This is a genomic window from Delftia sp. (assembly GCF_059499305.1).
This window is the reverse complement of sequence record NZ_JCABYI010000030.1, coordinates 1-19,956: the sequence shown is the minus strand read 5'-3', so window position 1 is coordinate 19,956 and position 19,956 is coordinate 1. Positions and strand designations below refer to the sequence as shown.

The following is a 19,956-nucleotide window of genomic DNA, read 5'->3' as shown; positions in this document are numbered from 1 at the left end:
ACTAGTACGCTGCGAAGCAAGTATCGATTTCTTCCTGTCTTCGCCTAAACATCATGACAAAAAAACTGCGTCTAGACATACCAGTAGTGCTGCCATCGATTTCCTCGAGCGAGGATCTTCTAGTAAGAAGATTGTTAAATGATATTGAAGGAAGGGATGGGGTTGAGAAAGTACATCTTGAGCCTGGACAGGATGGTGAATGGCCTAAGCTTTGCATACACTATGATTCAGATAAGCTGTCATTAGTTCGGATACGCGAACTAGTTCAAGCAGCTGGCTCCAGGATCACCGACCGATGGGGCCATTTTCTGCTCGAGTTAGATGGAATCAAGCACGCGCGCAAGGCCCAAACCGTTGAGGCCAAACTCAGCGAATTGAGTGGTGTTCTGGAAGTGCAAGTAAGCGCAACTGGACAAGTTCATATCGACTTCGACAAGTCAAAAATAAAAGAAGCTGATATTTTGGAGGCACTAAAAGAGTTGAACGTTACGCCAGTTCGGTCGAAGGCTGCTAATCCTTCTGCCCCAAAGGGTCACGAGCATTCAAAATCCGAATCGGATCATAAGCATGATCATGGGAATGGCATTTTGGGAGAAAATGCCGAGATGATTTTCGCGATCACCTGCGGCGCGCTACTAGGATTGGGGGTGGTCATTGAAAAATTTGTAGCCAATGCACCATCTTGGCTACCAATTAGCTGCTTCGTATTAGCATACTTTTTTGGTGGATTCTTCACCTTAAGAGAAGCAATAGAGAACCTCAAACTTAAGAGGTTTGAAATAGATACCCTCATGCTTGTAGCTGCAGCGGGCGCTGCTGCTCTGGGCTCTTGGGCAGAAGGTGCATTATTACTTTTTCTTTTCAGCATTGGTCATGCCCTCGAACACTACGCGATGGGCCGCGCCAAGCGTGCAATTGAAGCACTCGCAGAGCTAGCACCTGATAAAGCAACAGTTCGGAGAGACGGCGAGGCCCGCGAAATTCCTGTCGAAGAACTGGTCGTAGGCGACACTGTCCTCATTAAGCCAAATGAGCGCATTGCGGCCGATGGCTTCATCGTACGCGGCAACTCTGCCATCAACCAAGCTCCAGTTACCGGCGAAAGCATTCCAGTTGACAAACGAGCTGTTGCTGATATTGATAGAGCCAGAGCAAAGCCCGATATTGTCGGATCGGAATCAAAGGTTTTTGCCGGAACGATTAATGGAGCTAGTGGTATCGAAATTGAGGTAACCAAAAAATCCTCAGACTCAGCACTGGCCAGAGTCGTGAAAATGGTTAGCGAAGCCGAGACCTTGAAGTCACCGACTCAGCGCTTCACCGAGAAATTCGAGAAGGTATTTGTCCCAGCGGTTCTGCTGCTCGCATTTTTACTGCTTTTTGCGTGGGTTGTTGTTGACGAGTCATTCCGAGAGAGCTTCTACAGATCGATGGCTGTACTGGTCGCCGCCAGCCCATGTGCGCTCGCAATAGCCACACCAAGCGCTGTGCTGTCCGGTATAGCCCGCGCAGCTCGAGGAGGCGTACTGATCAAAGGTGGAGCTCCTCTAGAAGAACTTGGATCGCTGAACGCAATTGCCTTTGATAAAACCGGAACATTGACCGAAGGTCAGCCAAGGATTACCGATGTAGTACCGCTGGAAGGAGTTACGCAGGAAGAACTGCTAGAAGTGGCCATAGCAGTTGAGTCTCTCAGCGATCACCCTCTTGCTGTAGCAATTGTGAAAGATGCAGGCGCCCGCATCACCGTGCCGGTCCGCCTGAATGCCGTCGATCTCAACAATTTGATTGGCCGTGGAGTGAAGGCGACCATCGACTCCAAACCGGTTTGGATCGGTAAGGCCGAGATGTTCGGCACTGAGGGAATTCCCAGTCTAAGCAGTCAGTCAAAATTCATAATAGACAAACTCCGAGAAGATGGCCGAACAACAATGTTTGTTCGGTTTGATGATAAAGAGCTAGGAGCTATCGGTCTACTAGATACTCCGAGGCCTGGAGCGAAGGAAGCACTGCAAGAACTGCGTCGTCTAGGTATTTCCAGAATGATAATGATCTCTGGTGACCATCAAAAGGTTGCGGATGCGATTGCTAAAGAGGTGGGCCTAGACGAGGCTTGGGGTGACCTCATGCCAGAAGACAAAGTTAAGGCAATACGGGATCTAAAGAAAAATACTAAAGTCGCCATGGTTGGAGATGGTGTTAACGATGCCCCCGCCATGGCGAACTCCACTGTAGGAATTGCAATGGGAGCTGCCGGTTCCGACGTGGCTCTAGAAACAGCAGATGTCGCATTAATGGCAGATGATCTAAAGCACTTGCCTTTTGCGGTAGGCCTGAGTCGACACACCAGATCAGTCATACGACAGAATGTCTTCGTGAGCTTAGGCATAGTCGCGGTTCTAGTTCCGGCTACTATTATGGGACTCAGTATTGGTGCTGCGGTTGCGGTCCATGAAGGATCAACCCTATTAGTGGTTTTCAATGCACTACGTTTGCTAGCCTACAAGAAGCAGCAGGTTTGATCGGTGCTGACCACATAGTCTGAAAAACTGGCCCTTCGATACGGGCCAGTTCTAATTGGGGCATCGGCCCTGCAGTGCGGCCTCAGAATAAAAAATATGTTTCAAGAACAATTGGGAAATTATATAGATTCCCAGCGACACCAGTTTCTGATCACCCATATCTTCACACCATTCCTCCCAATAATTGCTATGTCATATGTGCTCATGGCAGGAGGAGGTGATCAATGGCTTGCTGATTCTATATACGGAATGCAAGGCCATGAATGGAGGTTTGTCGATAACTGGCTCGCGTCAACAATACTTCATCGAGGTGGAAAGATTGCAAGCATCCTTGCAGCAATAACAGTTTTCTGCCTCTACACTATATCTTTTCTTAAATGTGCGCCATACATTCGGTTGTGGAGAACGCCATTGTGCTATTTGCTGCTTACCATAATAGCGAGTGTGGTAGCAATAAGCTTATTAAAATCACTAACTAACATGGACTGCCCTTGGAGCCTGGTGGACTACGGAGGGGATCGCCCATTTGTAGGGCTATTTGAGACCAGGCCCTCAGGCCTCGGGCGAGGAAAATGCTTTCCTGCCGGGCATGCTAGTGCTGGATATGCATGGATTAGTCTCTATTTTTTCTACCTAATGGTTAAACCATCGTACCGATGGCTGGGCCTCGCCATTGGAATATTGTCCGGATTGATCTTTGGCCTGACGCAGCAGTTTCGAGGCGCTCATTTTGCATCCCATGACCTCTGGTCTTTAGCAATCTGCTGGTACATATCAGCACTGATGTACACCTTCTTCTCAAAATTTGAATCTCACCCCCGCAGCCACTATTGTGAAAAACAACTCTACCAAGCCTAATATTTTCGTCAATCAGCAGAAGAGCCGAAAAGGACTAAACCGACTAATTCACGCAACGCGTTACTCCTGGCGAGGCATCCTAGATGCTTGGCATGAAAAAGCATTCAGGCTAGAGTGCAAGATATTTGTCATATCCACACCTTTGGCATTGTTGATTGGAAACGGTTGGCTGGAGAAGTTTCTACTTATCGCAAGCATCTGGGTCTTGATGTTAATAGAAGTTCTCAATTCTGCTATCGAATCTGCAATAGACAGGGTAGGCTCCGAAGAGCACGAACTCTCTAGAAGAGCAAAGGACCTAGGTAGTGCGGCAGTGCTGATGGGCATACTGCTATGCTTGGCGCTATGGACGGCTACCATATACAACAACATCCGACTTTTCAATTAAAAATAGCCCACCTACGGTGGGCTATTTTTTAGATGGCAGACAGATTACCCACCATACTCATATTCATTGGGGGCAACAAACATCGACCTGCCTTGGGCATCAAAACCCTTGGGAGCAAATTTTGCAATCGGTACTTCAGAATGGTAAATTGAATCAGCCTTCCAGATGAACGTCTTTCCGTTGCTCGAAAACTGAATAATTTCTCCACAATTTATGTTTATTGGTTTTTTCTGAGAAAGGTCTATCGTTCGAAAATTCGGAGACTGAACCTCAGAGCCGTAGTAAGACTTTCCGGTAGGGAAAGTATCCGCCCATGCTTGGCTCGTAACGAGCATCATGGCAACAGCGGCAAGCGACAGAGTGGACTTCATTGGAGACTCCTTTCCTATAAAAAAATGCCATGGAGCGCTAACTCCATGGCATTCACTGTAACCGAGCCAACATTTAAATTTGCAAGCTGGACAGTTACTTTCCTGTCACATTGCAGACTGAAAACCTGGCTCTTTAGAAGGAATGACGAATACCGACTTCTGCGCCAGTAGAACTACCGCCTCCAGCCAGACCAGACGCCCCGCCGACCAAGCTGAAGTTCGCACCACCCTTGTTCGTGATACGGGCGATAGTGCCGTAGACAGCCGTACGAGTCGACATGTTGTGGACGTAGCCGATTGCGTACTTGTTAGCATCGCTCTGGTTGTACCCAACGGGGCCCTTACGCGAATCGGTGCGCACATAAGAAGCTCGGATGTAGTCCTTGCCCACAGGCACCGTCACACCAACTTGCCAGCGATCTTCTGAGCCCGCAGCACGAGAGCCATAAGTTCCAAAGGGCAGATCGTCACGCTGGAAATAACCCATCAGAGTCGCTACACCGAAGTTGTACGACGCTGCTGCACCATATTGCTTGAGCTTGGCACCAGCAGTCGTGACATCGGTTGCACCGTACGAAAGCGAGAGGCTCAGAGGACCGTTGTCATAGGCCAAACGCCCAGCCATGTGTCGACCAACTTTGGTCAGCGGATCTTCGTCCATAGCGTACATTGCTTCCGCTTGGAAACCCGCGAACTTCGGAGAGAAGTACTGAATGGCATTGTCGTAACGATAGTACGACGCGATTGTGCCAGGCAAGCGGCTGGTGACGTTGGAGCCGGCCAGGCCGATCACATTGAAGGGATCGAACTTGGTTGCATTGATGGAAGCAGGCGAGAAATCGCGACCCAGGCGAACTTCACCAAAATTGCCCATCAGGCTGATCGTCGAGCGACGCTGGAAGAATTTTCCCGTCGAGCTGAAGGTGCCGGTATCGGCATTAACGTCAGACTCAAGCCAGAAACCAGCTTTCAGGCCTCCGCCAAGATCTTCTACGCCACGAAAACCGAAGCGGCCGGACGACAGACCGCTGTTGTTCATCGTCAGGTTGCTTGGAAGATTGCTGTTGTTCACGTAACGCGTGTTCACGTCAACGATACCAAACAGGGTGACGGAGGATTGAGCACTTGCACTTGCAGCAATGCCTGCCAGCGACAACGCAACTATATGTTTGAGGTTCATGATCAGTTTCCTTAAGAAAGCGGTAGGTTGATGCCTGCTTAGGCCATCAAACGGAATCCTAAACGTCACACAAAAAAATATCGCTCAGTGAAAAGGAATGAGCATGTTTGCGCAAGCCAAAACTGCGCATTTCCATCGTTCATGAACCCTCTTTCCAACATCTCAAGCTGCAGATCTGATTTCTGATAGTTCCGAGGCATAGCGTTTCATGAAAATTGCAAATATGTCATTTTTTTGAGTGGAATATGCCATCACAAATTTGTTAGTGTCTTTGAAAAACTAGGATTCGGATTTTTTGCTCAACTTATAGTGATTCCGGGAGATGTGATGCGGAGAGAGGATTTACAGCTCAGGCAGCTTGCGAAGACTGGGGATACAGAGGCATGCTTAAAGCTTGGTGAAGCATATTTAACAGGCTCACCTGGGATAGCCAAAAATACTTCCATCGGGATTTCTTATCTCAGATTGGCGATCCCAAAAGCCGAACAAAGAGTTGCTTCCTGCTTAGCAAAAAATCTATCGCTCCGAGAGCTCATCAGCGAGGACCTGGCTTTCGCTCTTAGGCAAGCTGCTGAAGTGGATGAGATCGCTAGATTAAAGTTGTCAGCCTGGCACTTTCTTCGTTGCGAGCCAGATATGGGAATTTCCTGGCTACGCCGATGCCAGACCAGACTTATTGAGAGCAATGCTATCGATAGTCAAATTCCATCTGTTTCCAAGATATTGGAATCCTTATATGCACTACGTGTTATTAATCCGAAAGATGTCTCTTATGTCATCGAAAGCGAGGCTCGATCCGCACTAGATGAAAATCGCCTCGACAAGAGCATACAGATGATATCAATGCTCTCAATGAGCTGCCGATCTGTTGCGCTTGACCCAGTTTTTCATCAGCTGATATGCGACATTGTTGCGTATGCAGAGAAATTTAGGCGCGATTTGGGTTGTCTATCCAAGAGTATGATCGAGCAGAGCTTAGAGCGATGCTCTGCAAATGGCGATCTCAATGCGTGCCATATTTTGGGAAGATCACTAGCCGGATATCCATGCGGTCATTTACCGGCGGATCGACTTGTGCGCTCACAAAATCTCAGGAAATCCGTTGCACTCCTCTTGCGATGCGCCGATGCTGGCATGTCTATCGCTTGGCTGCATCTATTTAGAATTTGCTCCGATTACCGCAGCTCTGTAGCAAATCCAACAATGGCAAAATTTTGCCTCGAAAAGGCGGCAAAACATGGAATTGTAGAAGCAGAACGCTGCCTCGGAATAATTATTCTCAGAGAATCCTTGGATATAGATTCAATGGCAACCGGAATGAAGTTACTTCATTCTTCTGCCCACAAAGGGGATTCACTGGCTAAGACTTTGCTTTGCTCCTTCGTACTTCCTGTTTCTGGCTTAGAAGAAGATGCCGAAGCAGCAATATTAGAAATCCAAAGCGTTACTCCCATGCTGGCGATGCGACTGCGACTGGCAAGAGCTTTTGGACTGACAAAGCTCGAAGCCCTGTCCATGAATATTACAACCACCATTCGGCCATGGGGTTTGGTTTTAGAAAAGAACACCCTCGTTGCGAAGGGAAAGCTCTCCGAACCAAGAGTTATTCCTGCAACTAGCACTTATGCGATGAACTGCCTTGATATCGCATCAGCTCTTTTTACATCTAATTCGTTGGAGAGCACGATATTTGAAGGATCGCTTAGAGCGAGATCGCTGCAACTGAGGAGGTTGCTCCAGAAGTTGCATGTACAGGAGAAAATTTTCTTTTCTTCAGCGTCTTCCCAAGAAAGAGAAAGCACCAGAGTGGGGGCTAAATGGGCAAAGGTGCAAAAAGAAATCCTAAAAGAATCCTTCTAGGTGCAAATGTATAAATGCGAATAGTTGTAATTAGATCTTATGAAGATTTTCCACAATATCTCAGAGAGACTTTGCATAATTTCGAGCTCACAATAGAAGAATTTATCGACTATGACTCAGGTATGAAGTTCGCCATAAGCAATAATATTGCCATCATACTGGTTTATGAGAAACAGTCATATTTGGAGAAGGTAGAGTTATTCTGCAGGCAAGGCCCTGATAAATATCTCCCAGTTTCGGCCATCACAAAAATCACACATAACACTGGCCACCAGCTATTTTTAAGAGATAAAAAGACATTATCAATGTCGCGTATCAAAAACAACGAAGAGATCATAAAAATTGTTGAAAAAATCAAAGCCGGCTTGCTGCGCGACTTGAGAAACAGAGAGTTTTATAATTTAGAAGATCTCGTGCTTGATTTGTCGAAACAAAGAGCAGAACGTGGTGGTAAGAGACTTGACCTAACCAAAGGTGAGTTTTCGTTGCTATTGGAATTCATGCGTCGATCAGGACGGGTTTTATCCCGAGAGTATCTGGCGGTACATGTTTGGAAGAAAGAAGGCGAATTTACGAAAAATATGGTTGATGTTGCAGTACGCAGACTACGAAAGAAGCTAGACGACAATCATGAGTTGAAGCTACTCCATACTCGAAGGGGTGTGGGATATATTTTAGAAGTCCCCGCAGCCAAAGAATTGGAGCCGGAATCATCCACTCGAGATTCAGAGACACAAGCGCCTTGAACGAAAAAGTGGTGCGCCGTTTCGTATATTGGGTGTAACTGTGCTGCCTCGCAGAGAGTTGAGTCAATTAAATCGACGCAGATCCCACACACTCGCTTAAATCAAACCTCGCCAACAGAACTAGCCCAGCTCTTATTTCGCAACTGTAGAGACTCGATGTTTCCAATGCGCGCCCGCCAAGATTACGCCCCAGGTGCGGTGCAACAGCCAACCGATGTAGATCTCCAGCTGGTGCGCGTCCGGACCGGTCAGCAACATGCTGTAGTTCAGCGCATGCAGGAACCGCTTCTTGGAAATCCAGCGGCGGCAGCCCACCAGTTCCTCCTGCATGTGGAAATCTGGCCAGCAGGACCTCCAACGCTGATGAAGCCAATCTTCACCCGAAAGCGCACGTGCGTAATGGCTCTGAGCACTCGGTGCGCCACTGCACTTTAGTTTGTGCCCCCTCCCGAACGGGGGAGGAGTGAGCGATCGGCGAAAGCACGGGGCTCTGGGCTGATGCGCCGCGGCCGTCAAGGGCTCGTGAAGGTCTGCATGCGAGCCGCTGCAGCCGCTCAGAATCTGTGCACCAACAACAGGTTCACAACGAACAATTGCCGCTCACCTCGCCGTCATTGTTCATCCGGCGGCGGCTTGGTACCCCGGCGCGCCTCCCCCGGAAACCGGAACGGCCCAAGCGGAAGCTCGGCCAGAAGCAAGACCGCGTGCACCTTGTTCAGCTCGCCTGCGTGCTCATGCATAAAGGCGCGCAAGCGCTGCTCAGAGTCCAGCAGTTCCAGGCATTGAGGATGTCGCATGTCGAGCACTTCGGCATGGCTGTGCGAGAGACGTTCGCCCGGCAGGTAGCCCGAGCTGACCCGATGCAGCATGGCCTGGCGGATGTGCGCGTTCTTTGCTGCAACCAGCAGGTGATGAGCCAGCGCAGGCGCGCTCAGGCGGTGCCAGAAGCGCGTGGCCTTGGCCGTGCTAGCGCCCGGGAAGTACAGACGCAGAGCTGCCAGCGTGGCCGGTTTGGTGCTCATCATGCTGGATCCTTGGTCTTGGTTGCCTCCACATCGCGGCGTGGAACTTCGGCCCCGGTCAGGCTGCGCCTGTGGTGCTTGCTGTGGCCAATGCGCTGGGCGTGGTAGATGCCTGCATGCCCGGAGAACAGGTAGGCGGTGACGCAGCCGATAGCCGCCAGTGGTCCGATGCCAGCGCCGAACAGCTCCATCGCCATCAAGGTAGTAGCAATGGGCGTGTTCGCCGCCCCCGCGAATACTGCAACAAAGCCGATGGCGGCCATGAGCGCGAACGGCATATGCAGCAAAGGCGCCAGGACGTTGCCCATGGTCGCACCGATGTAAAACAGCGGTGTCACCTCGCCGCCCTTGAAGCCCGTCCCCAGCGAGGCGACCGTGAACACCAGCTTGCCCAAGAAGTCCCATGGCAGCATGGGCTCTTGGAAGGAGCGAGCGATGTCCGGAATACCCAGGCCGATGTAGCGGTAGGCGTCGAGCGCCCAAACCGCCGTGGCGATGACGAGGCCGCCGAAGAAAGGCCGCAGTGGCGGGTATGCGATCAGGTGTTTGACCAGCGCGCCGATCTTGTGCACGGCGGTGGCAAAGAGCATTCCGACCAGGCCAAAGAGAATGCCGGCGATGATGACGGCGACCACACTCCAAGCATCGATATTGTTCACGGCGCTCATGGCGTAGTGGGTGTGGTGGACTCCCCAGGCGGTGCAGACCTGATCGGCTACGAAGGCTGCCACGATGCAGGGAAACAGCGCGTCGTAGCGCATACGGCCGATGGCCAGCACCTCCAGACCGAAGACTGCCCCGGCCAGCGGCGTGCCGAAGACCGAAGCGAAGCCGGCGCTGATTCCGCTCATCAGCAGCACGCGGCGATCGTCTTGGTGGAGTCGGAAAACATGCGTCAGCTGGTCGGCCAGAGCGCCCCCCATCTGCACGGCGGTGCCCTCGCGCCCGACTGATGCGCCGAACAGATGGGATATGACGGTGCCGCCCAGTACCAGCGGCACCATGCGTAACGGCACCACCTGCTTGGGGTCGTGAATCTCTTCGATCAACAGGTTGTTGCCGCCGTCCACCCGCTTGCCCAACAGGAAGTAAACGAGGCCCACTGCCATGCCTGCGAAGGGCAGCAGCCAGATGATCCAGGGATGGGCCTCACGCCAGGCCGTCGCCAGGTCCAGGGACAGCAAGAAGAACGCGGAAGCGGTGCCGGCCAGGGCCGCCACGAGGGTGGCGAAGATGAACCACTTGCCCAGATAGGGAAGCAGTTCAAGCTGTTCGAAATGGGGGAATTTGCGCATTGGTCAGGTAGCTCGAATTAATCGGCCTGACCAACGACGAGTTGCATGCGCGAGCGCCTACAGCCCTGAACAAGCCAGGTTCTGTAGGCGTCATCAGCCGCACTAGTGCGGCGGTTTTAGAGGCACGCCATCTCTTTGCGCTGCATTATAGGAAAAAGCATGGATGCTGTGCAGTACGCGCCGCGAGATGGCCGGTGTTTTGATTTATTAAAGTCGTAAACATGCTAAAGAGTGGCTAACACCACTTCGTCACAGGCCCCCGCAGAGCAGTTACGCTCGCTGCCCTCATGGCATGACGACCCGTAAGCAAAGAACTGTGGCTACAGCTACAACCCCTGATCCCAGCCTTCGTGCCTTCTGCCAAAGGCGATGCGCGCAAACTCGCAGTCAGCGATGAAGCCGTCCTCAACGGCATCTTGTTCGTGCCGCAAACAGGCATTCCATGGGAAGACCTTCCCCAATCGCTGGGCTACGGCAGCGGCATGACTTGCTGGGGGCGCTTGCGCGACTGGAACGCCGCTGGTGTCTGGGAGCCGCTGCACTAAGCCATGCAGACTTGCTTGCGTGAACATGACCAAATCGATTGGAGCCGGGCCAGCATTGATGACTCCTCGGTACCAAGCCCCAGGGGCAGGAAACGGGCCCAAACCCCACTGACAGAGGCAAGCTCGGCTCCAAGCGGCATATCGTCGTAGATGCCAGAGGCATCCCGCTGGTGATCTTGGTCAGCGGCGCGAACCGGCACGACTCCAAGATGTTCGAGAGGTGCGTGGACGCGATTCCTGCGATTGCTGGCCTGCCAGGACGTCCCCGTAGAAGACCGGCAAAGCTGCACGCCGACAAAGGCTACGACTTCAAGCGATGCCGAGCCCACCTGAGGCAGCGGGGCATCATTGGCCGGATTGCCAGACGAGGCATTGAGAGCAGCGAGAGGCTGGGCAAACACCGGTGGGTGGTGGAGAGGACGCACAGCTGGTTTGCAGGCTTTGGCAAGCTGCGAATCCGCTTTGAACGACGGCTGGATATCCACGAAGCGCTGCTGAAATTGGCGGCAGCGGTCATCTGCGCGCGCTTCGTGGATCGGTGGTGTTCGCCAGTCTTAAGCCCAGATATAATAAAATTTAGGGAGGAGAGATGAATTTCTACAAGAGTACTAAAAACCGCGACTACGTCCTGCCGCAGGGAGCAGAACTCCCGTGTGTCGTTTACATCGTAGACAACTGGGACGACTACAACTTCGAGACGTTGTACCACCTCTGTCTGTTCAAAAAGAGCGGGGGCAAAGAAGTTCTTGGGGATGTGAAGATTCTCCAGACCAACAGTCGGAACACCAAGATCCCCGATTCGTTCCCTTCTCTTGGTCCTGAGTTCTTTAGCCTTGGTCAGGACTTGGAGTACTACGAGAACATGCGCAAGCATCTCCCGAAAACCCATCGCAAGGTATTGGATGCTTTGAACGACGTCGTCGTGAAGCCGCAGTTGCTCGATGAAATCGAAACGTCGAGTGGCTTCCGCAATTCGCTGATTCGATTCAATGATGCTAAGCTAGCTTTGCGCGACGGACTGGCAACGCTTGAGGAGCGGCCCTTGGAGAAGGGCTATAGGTTCATGTACTCGGGCAAGATTCCAGGCGCTGAAGAGGGAGTGTCCATAGACGTGGACCTTCAGCCAGATGACCCTGTGCCAGGCCGAATCCTCGCGATCATTGGTCGCAACGGAGTGGGGAAGACTCAATTTTTAGCCCAGCTTGCACGAGACCTTGCGACGACAAAGCGGGTGTCGATAGAGACAGCCAGCCAAGTAGAGTCTGCTTTTGAGCCTGCCAGACCTCTTTTCTCACGAGTCATCGCGTTGTCCTTCAGCGCATTCGACAAGTTCCAGCGCCCCGAGCCGGAGAAGTACTTCAGCTATATCTACTGCGGGGTGCGTGATGACAGCGGCGGAATTTCTAGGCGAGCACTTGAAGCGAAGCACCTTGAGTACCTAAAGCGCATCGTTGAACAAGACCGTGAGGACCATTGGGAGCAGCACGTTGCGAACGTAATGGGCGTTCCGAAGAAAATTATCTCCATTACGGAGCACATCGAGGAGCTTGAGAAGAGCCTGCCGCCCACCATGAGCTCCGGGCAGTCCATCCTGGCCTACTTCATTTCGGCTGCACTGGCTTACCTCAAGGAAGGGTCGCTGGTCATCTTCGACGAGCCCGAAATTCACCTGCATCCCAATGCAGTTGCGCTGCTGATGCAGACCTTGCAGGCACTGCTGAAGGAGTTCGACTCGTACGCAATCATCGCGACCCATTCACCGGTGGTGATCCAGGAGGTTCCCCGCAAGCGGGTCATTCGGTTTGAGCGTGAAGGCAACATCACCACTGGCAGTCCCCTCGGCCATGAGTCATTTGGGGAGAATATCGCCGAGCTGACCCGCCTGGTGTTTGAGACTGTCGAGATTCCAAATTTCTATAAGAAGACATTACAGGCGCTGGCCAAGAAACACGATTTCGACACGGTCGCCAAGATGTTCGACGAACAGCTAAGCCTGCACGCAACGGCGTACCTTGCCTCGCTGTACGAGGACGGGGATGCATAAGCTTACCCTTGCAGCCGGTCTCCCGAGAGAGCATTTTTCCGGTATCGTCGATGGGAAAAGCGGTGACCGAGGCGCCCGATTGACGGACATGCTACCGGTAGTCCAAGCTCACTATGGAGTCTTTGAGGCTGCCTATACAGTGGCGGACATCAGTGGTGTGGCTCAGGGCACTTGGACGAAGACTGAACGTGAAGACCTGCTGCACTGCTATGAGACCACGGCCAAGGCTCTGCAGCAACTGAAGACGCTGATTTTAGACAGCCAGCCGGAAGGCATTCGAGAGGTTTGCCCTTACTGCGGCATCGGTGGCCCCAGGCAGTTTGACCACTATTTGCCAAAAGAGAAGTTCCCCGAGTACAGCGTCCACTCGTACAACTTGGTGCCGTGCTGTGGCGTCTGCAATGGCAAGAAGGCCGATATCTGGCTGCAGCCCAACAACACCCGGACATTCATCAATTTTTATCTCGACTCTTTGCCTGCAGTGCCGATGCTCGACGTCACGGTTCAATGGTCAGTGAAGAACGGCAAGCTCGTCCCGGTGTCGATATTTCAGTTAGTCTGTCCAGCTGGGTTTGGAGCAGCTGAGTTCCAGCTCGTCTCGAATCACTTCCAGAAGCTGGGTTTGCTCGCAAGGTACAAGGACCAGGCGCACACTGAGTTCCTTGCCATTCGAAATGCTGCGCTTTCCAGAGAGGCGAAGACTGTAGTGGTGCTGCGTCGGTTTTTGGGAGAATTTGTCAAGAATTGGGAGCAGACTTTGGGACCGTTGAACTGGCGCATCTCGCTCTACCGAGCGCTGATTGCACACACAGACTTCCTGCAGACTTGCCTCAAGCCATAGGCTAACAGTTTGGACTGTCCCTGATAGGGGAGACTGGCCTGCGGTGTATCGGCACCACCCGATCGCCTGCGACGGAACGGCGGGTCTGTCCGATACCGACGTTCAGCGGGAGCTCAAAGAACAGCTGCAGCGCTGCCATATGGAGTGGTCCCGGTCTAGTAGACAAACCCCAGCCTCAAGCCGAGGCGCGTTCAAGCGTCTCAGATCTAGCGCCGGTCAGAGGTAGCAGTGGCGGGGAGCTTCGCCGATGGTTGCGTTTTTTAAATCATCCATCCTCTGTGCGATTTGCTCTCGGCACAGCAGGTGATGCTGCGTGCGGCGGATGTCTGCCTGTGTTTCCGACATTAGCTAGGCCCATCGATCGTCGCGGACGTACGAAGGCCGCATGAATGCTGGATCCCAGTTTCCAATTAACCCAAGAACAGCCGGCGCGGGCATAGCGTCGGCTTGCGGCTAAAGCAACCGTTTGAGCGCGCTGGAAACTCCATTGAGCATCTCCAGCGCTGGAGCGTGACACCCTCTACCCCTGCGGGACAGGAGGCTGCAATCACGATGCGAGAATCTTGCGCAACGTCGAGCAGGCATTGCTCAATGCACATGCCGATGATGAATGTCCGGGTAGTGCGGATGCCTGTGAGTCAGCACCTCGTGCGTATGGGCATGGACATGAGGTTCTTTGCCGCCCCATTCAGCGCCATGGCCATGTTGATGGTGCTCATCATGTCGGTGGCTGTGCGTATGCACGATCGGCTCATGCGAGTGCTCATGCTCATGACGCTCTCGCAGGTGAAGCCAAACGCCGATGCCCATGAACACTGCCGCCGCCCAGAACAGCGTGGAGGGCGCTTCTTGCAAAATGGCGAACGACAGTGCCACACCGAACAGCGGTGCGACGGAGAAGTACGCGCCGGTACGAGCGGTGCCAAGGGTTCGGAGTCCGACAACGAAGAGAGTCAAGCTGAGTCCATAGCCCAGGAACCCCACAGCCATGCTTGATATGACAGCTGCGGGCTCGGGTTGCTGAGCTCCCATGTAGACAGCCAACGCAGTGTTGCAGACTCCGGCCAACAGACCTTTGCAGCACGCAATGACCATTGCATCATTCGAAGACACTTGGCGCGTGAGGTTGTTGTCGATGCCCCAGCAAAGGCAAGCAGCCACGACGAGCAATGCATGGGGCGAAAGTGAAGCGCCACCGGGTTGCCAGGAAAGGAGCACACCACCCACGACGATGGCGACCATGCCGAGCACGATGTGCCGGTCAGCGTTTTCCTTGAAAACGACCCATGCAATCACGGCGGTAAGCACCCCTTCGACATTAAGAAGCAAAGATGCTGTCGCACCCGATGTCTCGGTAAGGCCCCACATCAGAAGCGCCGGGCCCAGCATCCCGCCGAACAGTACTGCGCCAAGGAGCCATGGGATGTCCTTCTTCGAGATACCAACCGCCGGCGCTTGGTCGGGCCTGTCCCAAAGTTGCCGGATGGCGAGCAATGCACCAAGACCGATGCCGCTTCCGAGGTACAGCAGTCCCGCCAACAACAATGGCGGCACATCTCCAACGAGGAGCTTAGCGAAAGGTGTGCTGGCACCGAAAAGGAGGGCCGCAGCCAGGGCAGGAGATGCTGAGCGGACGGACATGGGATGAACTTTGGAGCTGATTGCTCTCAATCCTAAGGGTCCCCCACCGAAGGGCCTGCCCGATGTTCGGCATACCCCGTTTGCCAAAATGGCCCTAGCGAGTCATTGGCATACAGCTTTTTGCACACGAACAGGTAGACTCCCTCCCCGTGCGTAAATCACTCATCCTCGTAGCAGTGCTCTTCGGGATGCTCTGGCAAAGTCTTGCCATAGCAGGCTCGGCTGTCTATGGAGAGGATTTCGAGCACACGCTCATGCACTGGTCTGAGGCAGGACACCATCATCACGATGATGGGTCCTTCCACGAAGCTGATTCGGACGACGCCAGCCAGCACGTCGCTCTGGACGCAGTGTTGAGCCTCTCGGCCCTGCTGCCCTCCATGTCTCTCAGTCTTCCTCCTGCAGATGCTGGGCAGGTGCTGACGCTGCACGACGCTGCGTTCCCCAGCCCGTCTCCGCACCGATTGCGAAGACCTCCCCGTCTCCTCCTCTGAACTTATTGGTCGGCATGCCTGATGGCTTGCCGAGCCCGTGGCGTGCGCGTTTGAACGCGTGCTCGTCACTGCTTTAAGTCACGAGGTGTACCTTGAAATCCGTTTTATTGGCCTTTGGCATCGCCATCGGCCTGGGCGCTGGCATGCCCTTTGCCAACGCCCAATATGTGACGTTGTCGCAAGCTGTTGATGCGGCTTGGCAGCGCACCACCGACTCACAGGAGTCATCTGGCCAGGTCCGTCGTGCAGGTGCTGAGCTGGAGGTCGCCAGGTCCTTCTGGTCAGCCGCTCCCACACTTGAGATTGGCCACCGAGACGACCGGCTGCAATCGAACCGCGGAGCGAAGGAGACCGAACTCGGCATAGCGCTTCCGTTGTGGAGGCCTGGACAGCGCGGCGCCCGCCTGGACGCAGCGCAGGCAGACCGAGATGCCGCAGAAGCATCCATAGCAGCGGGCCGATTGCGTACGGCAGGCGCCGTACGCGAGGCAGCATGGAACATCGCAATCCAGCGAGCCGAGCTAGAGGTATCCAAGGCACGGCAGTCAGCCTTGCGGTCCCTCAGTGCGGACGTTGGGAGAAGAGTCGACGCAGGAGAGTTGGCTCGGGCCGATGGCTTGGCGGCGCGAGCAGAGATGCTAGGAGCGCAAGCTGCTGTTCTGGCCGCAGAGCAGCAACTCCAGGCTGCAACCCAGGAGTGGTCAGTGCTAACAGGCTTGACCGCAATACCGGAACCGACGCTTGAGCCTGATGTCATCGGTCCGGAAGAGCATCCAGCCTTGCGCTTCGCCCGGTTGCATGTCGAAGCGGCGCAACGCCGCCTGAAGGCAGTGTCTGCGTCGTCGACGGCATCACCGGAGCTCATTGCCCGAGTCCGTCAAGACACCTCCGGCCGAGCCGAGGCCAGCAGCCATTCGTTTGGACTGGCCGTGCGCATTCCCCTCGGAGCATCCAAACGCAACGCGCCATTGGTCGAAGCGGCAATGACAGCGCTCAATGTCGCTGAGGCGGCCGAGCGCCAGTTCAAGGACCGGCAACAGGCGGCACTGACAACGGCAAGGTTGACCGAGGCCAACGCACAACGACAACTGAAAGACGACCGCAAGCGGGCGGCCCTGTTGTCTGAGCGGGCCCAACTGATGGAGCGGGCATTCGCGGCTGGTGAAGGCGCGCTGCCTGAGACGCTGAGGGCCCTGTCCGCAGCGCAGGACGCTGCCGCAGCAGCCAAGCGCCAGGAGGCGGCGGTTGGTCTTGCCCGTGCCAAGGTATTGCAAGCGCTAGGAGTTACCCCATGAATTTCAAAAAACACTGCATGGGGTACGTTGCTGCAGCCCTGTTTGCATTCGCCGATGTCAGTCTCGCGGCCCCTGGTGCCCATGGTCCCAATGGCGAGCATCTTGACGGGCCCGCTACTCAGGTCCAGGGCAGCAGCGCTCCGCGCCTGGAGACACGCTCCGAGTCGTTCGAAATGGTTGGGCGTCTCAGCGTTAGCGAATTCTCTATGTTCATCAATCGGTATGAGACCAACGAGCCCGTGCTGAATGCGCAGGTGGAACTGGAGCTGGGCAACCTCAAGGCCACCGCGCCATTCCATGCAGACCAAGGGGACTATGCAGTCGCTGACGAGGCCTTCCTCAAAGCGCTTGCCGCCCCTGGTGAGCACGCGATGGTCATCATGGTCACGGCAGGCAATGAGGCAGACCTGCTCGACGGAACGCTGGTTGTTCTGTCAGAAAGTGCCGAACACGGCCACGGTCACCACATGTCAAACGCCATCAAGGCTGCCATCGTTGCAGGCCTGGCACTTTTGTTCTTGATTGGCTGGGCAGTCATGCGTCGGAAAGCTACCGCCAAGAAGGCTGGAGTTTCCCAATGAAGTACTTCCTTTCAGCTCTCATGGTCGCACTGTGCGCCTCCGTTCACGCCGCTCCTGGTGCGCATGGCCCCAATGGCGAGCATCTTGACGGCCCCTCCGTCCCCACAACGTCCAATAGCCTGAGCCGATTGCCTGACGGTAGCGTCAACGTACCGATGCTCGCCCAACGACGATTGGCGATTCGGACCACGTTCATCACCGAGCAGGATGCCGGCGTGACGGTGCAACTGCCTGCTCGCATTGTCATGGACCCCAATGCAGGTGGTCGAGTGCAGACGGCGCTGGGCGGCCGCATTGAGGCAGGTCCCAGAGGGTTGCCTGTCGCGGGGCAAGCGGTACGCAAAGGAGATGTCCTCGCCGTTGTCGCGCACCAGCCAGACCCCATCGCACTGGCGAACCAGCATGCAGCCTTGGCAGAGCTCCGCAGCGGCCTGGAATTGGCTCGCCAACGAGTCAAACGGCTTGAAGGCCTCGAAGGGTCTGTACCTCGCAAAGACATTGACGCAGCTCGAGCGGAACGCTCAGGTCTGGAAGCTCGGTCATCCGCAGTGGGGGCCAGCCTGAGCACACGGGAGAGGTTGGTGGCTCCGATAACCGGAGTGATCTCCCGCGCGGATGCCGTGGCAGGACAGTTCATTGAGCCACGCGATGTGGTGTATGAGATTGTTGACCCGGGCCGTGTACTGGTGGAGGCATCGACAGCCGATGCAGCGCTGGCGGGCAAGCTGTCCTCCGCCTCCTTGTCAGGCATTCCAGATGCCGAACTCCAACTCATTGGAGCCGCGCGCGCCTTGCGCGATGGCGTGTTGCCACTCACGTTCCGATTGAGCTCCAAGCAGGCGCTTGCCGTGGCTGTGGGTCAGCCGGTCACAGTGCTGGCCACCCGCAAAGACACGACCAAGGGCTATGTCCTGCCGGCGCAAGCTGTTACCCGGAACGCTGCGAATGAGCCCGTCGTTTGGATTAAGTCCGGAGCCGAGCGGTACATACCGCAGCCAGTGCAGTTTCGCCCCTTGGATGCCCAGCGCGTGGTGGTCACGCAAGGTCTGGGCAGCGACAACCGGGTCGTGGTCCAGGGTGCACCGCTGATTGCACAAATCCGCTGAGCCCAGGAGACACACTCATGTTCAACTGGGTCGTTAGAAATAGCCTCCACAACCGGCTGTTCGTACTGGTCTTTGCGGCCATTTTGCTGGTCTATGGAGCCATTACCGCTTGGCGCACGCCGGTGGATGTGTTCCCGGACCTCAATAAGCCGCTTGTCACCGTCCTCACCGAGGCCGGCGGCATGGCCCCTGAAGAAGTGGAGCAACTCGTCACCTTTCCGTTGGAGACGGCGCTCAACGGGATGCCCGGCGTGACACGGGTTCGCTCCATGTCCGGAGTGGGTCTGTCCATCGTCTACGCAGAGTTCGACTGGGGCACCGACGTATACCGCAACCGACAGTTGGTATCGGAGAGACTTTCACTCGCTCGCGAGCGACTCCCTGCCGACGTCAATCCGATGATGGGGCCAGTCTCATCCATCATGGGCGAAATCATGCTGCTCGCGCTTCCGCTGCAGGGCACTGAGGGAGGAACGGCCACGCCGATGGAGGCACGGGAGTACGCCGACTTTGTGCTGCGACCACGGCTGTTGTCGATTCCTGGCATCTCACAGGTGATCCCCATCGGGGGCGATGTACGTCAGCTCCGGGTCGAGCCCGACACCGCAAGGATGGCGCAGTTTGGAGTGTCGCTCACGGAGGTCGAGGACGCCTTGCGCGGGTTCTCGTCCAATGCGGGGGGCGGCTTTATCGACCTGAACAGTCGTGAGTTCCTCATTCGGCATGTAGGACGAACGAACCGTGTTGAAGACTTGCAGGGCATTGCTGTTGCATGGAGAAACGGTCGCTCCATTCTCTTGGAGCAGGTTGCACAGGTCTCCTTTGCCGCTGGTATGAAACGTGGTGATGGCGGCTACAACGGCGCGCCTGCTGTGGTCGTCAGTGTGCAAAAGCAACCTGCGGGCGACACAGTCGTTCTGACGCAAGCCATCGAGTCGGCTTTGGAAGAGCTCAAGCAAGGCCGCCCAGCTGGCCTGCAAGAGCCGCGTGTGTTGTTCAAGCAGGCGGATTTCATCAAGGCGTCCGTGGGGAACGTCAGTGAAGCGCTCCGTGACGGCGCCATCATGGTAGCCATCGTGCTCTTTGCGTTCCTGCTATCAGCGCGGACCACACTTAGAGTGGCTAACACCACTTCGTCACAGACCCCCGCAGAGCAGTTATGCTCGC

The 19,956-nt window shown here is 54.8% G+C and carries 16 protein-coding genes, 2 pseudogenes and 1 riboswitch; of the genes and pseudogenes, 12 read left to right on the top strand and 6 right to left on the bottom strand.

Annotation, left to right across the window (positions count from 1 at the left end):
* Window positions 1-53 precede the first annotated feature (53 nt).
* The 3 genes from AC5I49_RS16745 (at window position 54) to AC5I49_RS16735 (ending at window position 3,768) form a co-directional block, all read left to right on the top strand.
* Window positions 54-2,522, top strand: a complete 2,469-nt coding sequence (locus tag AC5I49_RS16745) for a heavy metal translocating P-type ATPase (protein ID WP_012203649.1) — start codon at window positions 54-56, stop codon at window positions 2,520-2,522.
* A 96-nt stretch (window positions 2,523-2,618) separates the two neighbouring features.
* Window positions 2,619-3,380 carry a phosphatase PAP2 family protein gene (locus tag AC5I49_RS16740; RefSeq protein WP_012203650.1) on the top strand — a complete coding sequence of 254 codons (762 nt, stop codon included), beginning with the start codon at window positions 2,619-2,621 and terminating at the stop codon, window positions 3,378-3,380.
* Window positions 3,355-3,768 (top strand): diacylglycerol kinase, encoded by a 414-nt coding sequence (locus AC5I49_RS16735; protein ID WP_012203651.1) that lies wholly within the window; start codon window positions 3,355-3,357, stop codon window positions 3,766-3,768. The genes AC5I49_RS16740 and AC5I49_RS16735 overlap by 26 nt, the downstream gene beginning before the upstream one ends.
* 44 nt (window positions 3,769-3,812) lie before the next feature.
* On the opposite strand, the gene AC5I49_RS16730 is transcribed toward AC5I49_RS16735, so the two are convergent.
* Window positions 3,813-4,139, bottom strand: coding sequence for a CzcE family metal-binding protein (locus AC5I49_RS16730; protein ID WP_012203652.1), 327 nt, complete (start codon window positions 4,137-4,139; stop codon window positions 3,813-3,815).
* A 133-nt stretch (window positions 4,140-4,272) separates the two neighbouring features.
* The gene (locus AC5I49_RS16725; protein ID WP_012203653.1) at window positions 4,273-5,319 is read right to left on the bottom strand and encodes a porin; all 1,047 of its coding nucleotides are present in this window, start codon (window positions 5,317-5,319) and stop codon (window positions 4,273-4,275) included.
* A gap of 327 nt (window positions 5,320-5,646) precedes the next feature.
* Here AC5I49_RS16725 and AC5I49_RS16720 point away from each other — a divergent pair, with 327 nt between their 5' ends.
* The gene (locus AC5I49_RS16720) at window positions 5,647-7,179 is read left to right on the top strand and encodes an SEL1-like repeat protein (RefSeq protein WP_016453764.1); all 1,533 of its coding nucleotides are present in this window, start codon (window positions 5,647-5,649) and stop codon (window positions 7,177-7,179) included.
* A 14-nt stretch (window positions 7,180-7,193) separates the two neighbouring features.
* Window positions 7,194-7,925 (top strand): winged helix-turn-helix domain-containing protein, encoded by a 732-nt coding sequence (locus AC5I49_RS16715; RefSeq protein ID WP_012203657.1) that lies wholly within the window; start codon window positions 7,194-7,196, stop codon window positions 7,923-7,925.
* A gap of 171 nt (window positions 7,926-8,096) precedes the next feature.
* On the opposite strand, the pseudogene AC5I49_RS16710 reads toward AC5I49_RS16715, so the two are convergent.
* The 3 genes and pseudogenes from AC5I49_RS16710 to AC5I49_RS16700 form a co-directional block, all read right to left on the bottom strand.
* Window positions 8,097-8,350 (bottom strand): annotated as a pseudogene (locus tag AC5I49_RS16710) (chromate transporter); the annotation flags it as partial.
* Between the two features lie 186 nt (window positions 8,351-8,536).
* Window positions 8,537-8,950, bottom strand: a complete 414-nt coding sequence (locus AC5I49_RS16705) for a DUF190 domain-containing protein (protein ID WP_012203659.1) — start codon at window positions 8,948-8,950, stop codon at window positions 8,537-8,539.
* The gene (locus tag AC5I49_RS16700; RefSeq protein ID WP_012203660.1) at window positions 8,947-10,242 is read right to left on the bottom strand and encodes a voltage-gated chloride channel family protein; all 1,296 of its coding nucleotides are present in this window, start codon (window positions 10,240-10,242) and stop codon (window positions 8,947-8,949) included. The genes AC5I49_RS16705 and AC5I49_RS16700 overlap by 4 nt, the downstream gene beginning before the upstream one ends.
* Before the next feature lie 77 nt (window positions 10,243-10,319).
* A riboswitch (Fluoride riboswitch) is annotated at window positions 10,320-10,386 on the bottom strand.
* Between the two features lie 170 nt (window positions 10,387-10,556).
* Here AC5I49_RS16700 and AC5I49_RS16695 point away from each other — a divergent pair.
* The 3 genes and pseudogenes from AC5I49_RS16695 (at window position 10,557) to AC5I49_RS16685 (ending at window position 13,672) form a co-directional block, all read left to right on the top strand.
* Window positions 10,557-11,380: pseudogene (locus AC5I49_RS16695) on the top strand (IS5 family transposase).
* Window positions 11,377-12,831 (top strand): ATP-dependent nuclease, encoded by a 1,455-nt coding sequence (locus AC5I49_RS16690; RefSeq protein ID WP_012203663.1) that lies wholly within the window; start codon window positions 11,377-11,379, stop codon window positions 12,829-12,831. The pseudogene AC5I49_RS16695 and the gene AC5I49_RS16690 overlap by 4 nt, the downstream one beginning before the upstream one ends.
* A complete protein-coding gene (locus AC5I49_RS16685) occupies window positions 12,824-13,672 on the top strand; it encodes an HNH endonuclease (protein ID WP_016453766.1) in 849 nt (282 codons plus the stop codon). The genes AC5I49_RS16690 and AC5I49_RS16685 overlap by 8 nt, the downstream gene beginning before the upstream one ends.
* Window positions 13,673-14,260: 588 nt before the next feature.
* Here AC5I49_RS16685 and AC5I49_RS16680 read toward each other — a convergent pair.
* Window positions 14,261-15,313: a DMT family transporter gene (locus tag AC5I49_RS16680; protein WP_012203665.1), complete on the bottom strand. Its 1,053-nt coding sequence runs from the start codon at window positions 15,311-15,313 to the stop codon at window positions 14,261-14,263.
* A 586-nt stretch (window positions 15,314-15,899) separates the two neighbouring features.
* Here AC5I49_RS16680 and AC5I49_RS16675 point away from each other — a divergent pair.
* The 4 genes from AC5I49_RS16675 to AC5I49_RS16660 all read left to right on the top strand — a co-directional run.
* A complete protein-coding gene (locus tag AC5I49_RS16675) occupies window positions 15,900-17,102 on the top strand; it encodes a TolC family protein (protein ID WP_012203667.1) in 1,203 nt (400 codons plus the stop codon).
* A complete protein-coding gene (locus tag AC5I49_RS16670; protein ID WP_012203668.1) occupies window positions 17,099-17,683 on the top strand; it encodes a hypothetical protein in 585 nt (194 codons plus the stop codon). Before AC5I49_RS16675 ends, AC5I49_RS16670 begins: the two co-directional genes overlap by 4 nt.
* Window positions 17,680-18,789: an efflux RND transporter periplasmic adaptor subunit gene (locus tag AC5I49_RS16665; protein WP_012203669.1), complete on the top strand. Its 1,110-nt coding sequence runs from the start codon at window positions 17,680-17,682 to the stop codon at window positions 18,787-18,789. The genes AC5I49_RS16670 and AC5I49_RS16665 overlap by 4 nt, the downstream gene beginning before the upstream one ends.
* Before the next feature lie 17 nt (window positions 18,790-18,806).
* On the top strand, window positions 18,807-19,956 hold a 1,150-nt coding region (locus AC5I49_RS16660; protein WP_495789632.1), incomplete at its 3' end, for an efflux RND transporter permease subunit.

Excerpts from the sequence above, each read along its gene's own strand:
- AC5I49_RS16725 (WP_012203653.1), bottom strand. The coding sequence starts at position 5,319 with ATGAACCTCAAACATATAGTTGCGTTGTCGCTGGCAGGCATTGCTGCA.
- AC5I49_RS16690 (WP_012203663.1), top strand. The coding sequence starts at position 11,377 with ATGAATTTCTACAAGAGTACTAAAAACCGCGACTACGTCCTGCCGCAG.
- AC5I49_RS16715 (WP_012203657.1), top strand. The coding sequence starts at position 7,194 with ATGCGAATAGTTGTAATTAGATCTTATGAAGATTTTCCACAATATCTC.
- AC5I49_RS16705 (WP_012203659.1), bottom strand. The coding sequence starts at position 8,950 with ATGATGAGCACCAAACCGGCCACGCTGGCAGCTCTGCGTCTGTACTTC.
- AC5I49_RS16665 (WP_012203669.1), top strand. The coding sequence starts at position 17,680 with ATGAAGTACTTCCTTTCAGCTCTCATGGTCGCACTGTGCGCCTCCGTT.
- AC5I49_RS16730 (WP_012203652.1), bottom strand. The coding sequence starts at position 4,139 with ATGAAGTCCACTCTGTCGCTTGCCGCTGTTGCCATGATGCTCGTTACG.
- AC5I49_RS16745 (WP_012203649.1), top strand. The coding sequence starts at position 54 with ATGACAAAAAAACTGCGTCTAGACATACCAGTAGTGCTGCCATCGATT.
- AC5I49_RS16740 (WP_012203650.1), top strand. The coding sequence starts at position 2,619 with ATGTTTCAAGAACAATTGGGAAATTATATAGATTCCCAGCGACACCAG.
- AC5I49_RS16720 (WP_016453764.1), top strand. The coding sequence starts at position 5,647 with ATGCGGAGAGAGGATTTACAGCTCAGGCAGCTTGCGAAGACTGGGGAT.
- AC5I49_RS16700 (WP_012203660.1), bottom strand. The coding sequence starts at position 10,242 with ATGCGCAAATTCCCCCATTTCGAACAGCTTGAACTGCTTCCCTATCTG.
- AC5I49_RS16680 (WP_012203665.1), bottom strand. The coding sequence starts at position 15,313 with ATGTCCGTCCGCTCAGCATCTCCTGCCCTGGCTGCGGCCCTCCTTTTC.
- AC5I49_RS16670 (WP_012203668.1), top strand. The coding sequence starts at position 17,099 with ATGAATTTCAAAAAACACTGCATGGGGTACGTTGCTGCAGCCCTGTTT.
- AC5I49_RS16685 (WP_016453766.1), top strand. The coding sequence starts at position 12,824 with ATGCATAAGCTTACCCTTGCAGCCGGTCTCCCGAGAGAGCATTTTTCC.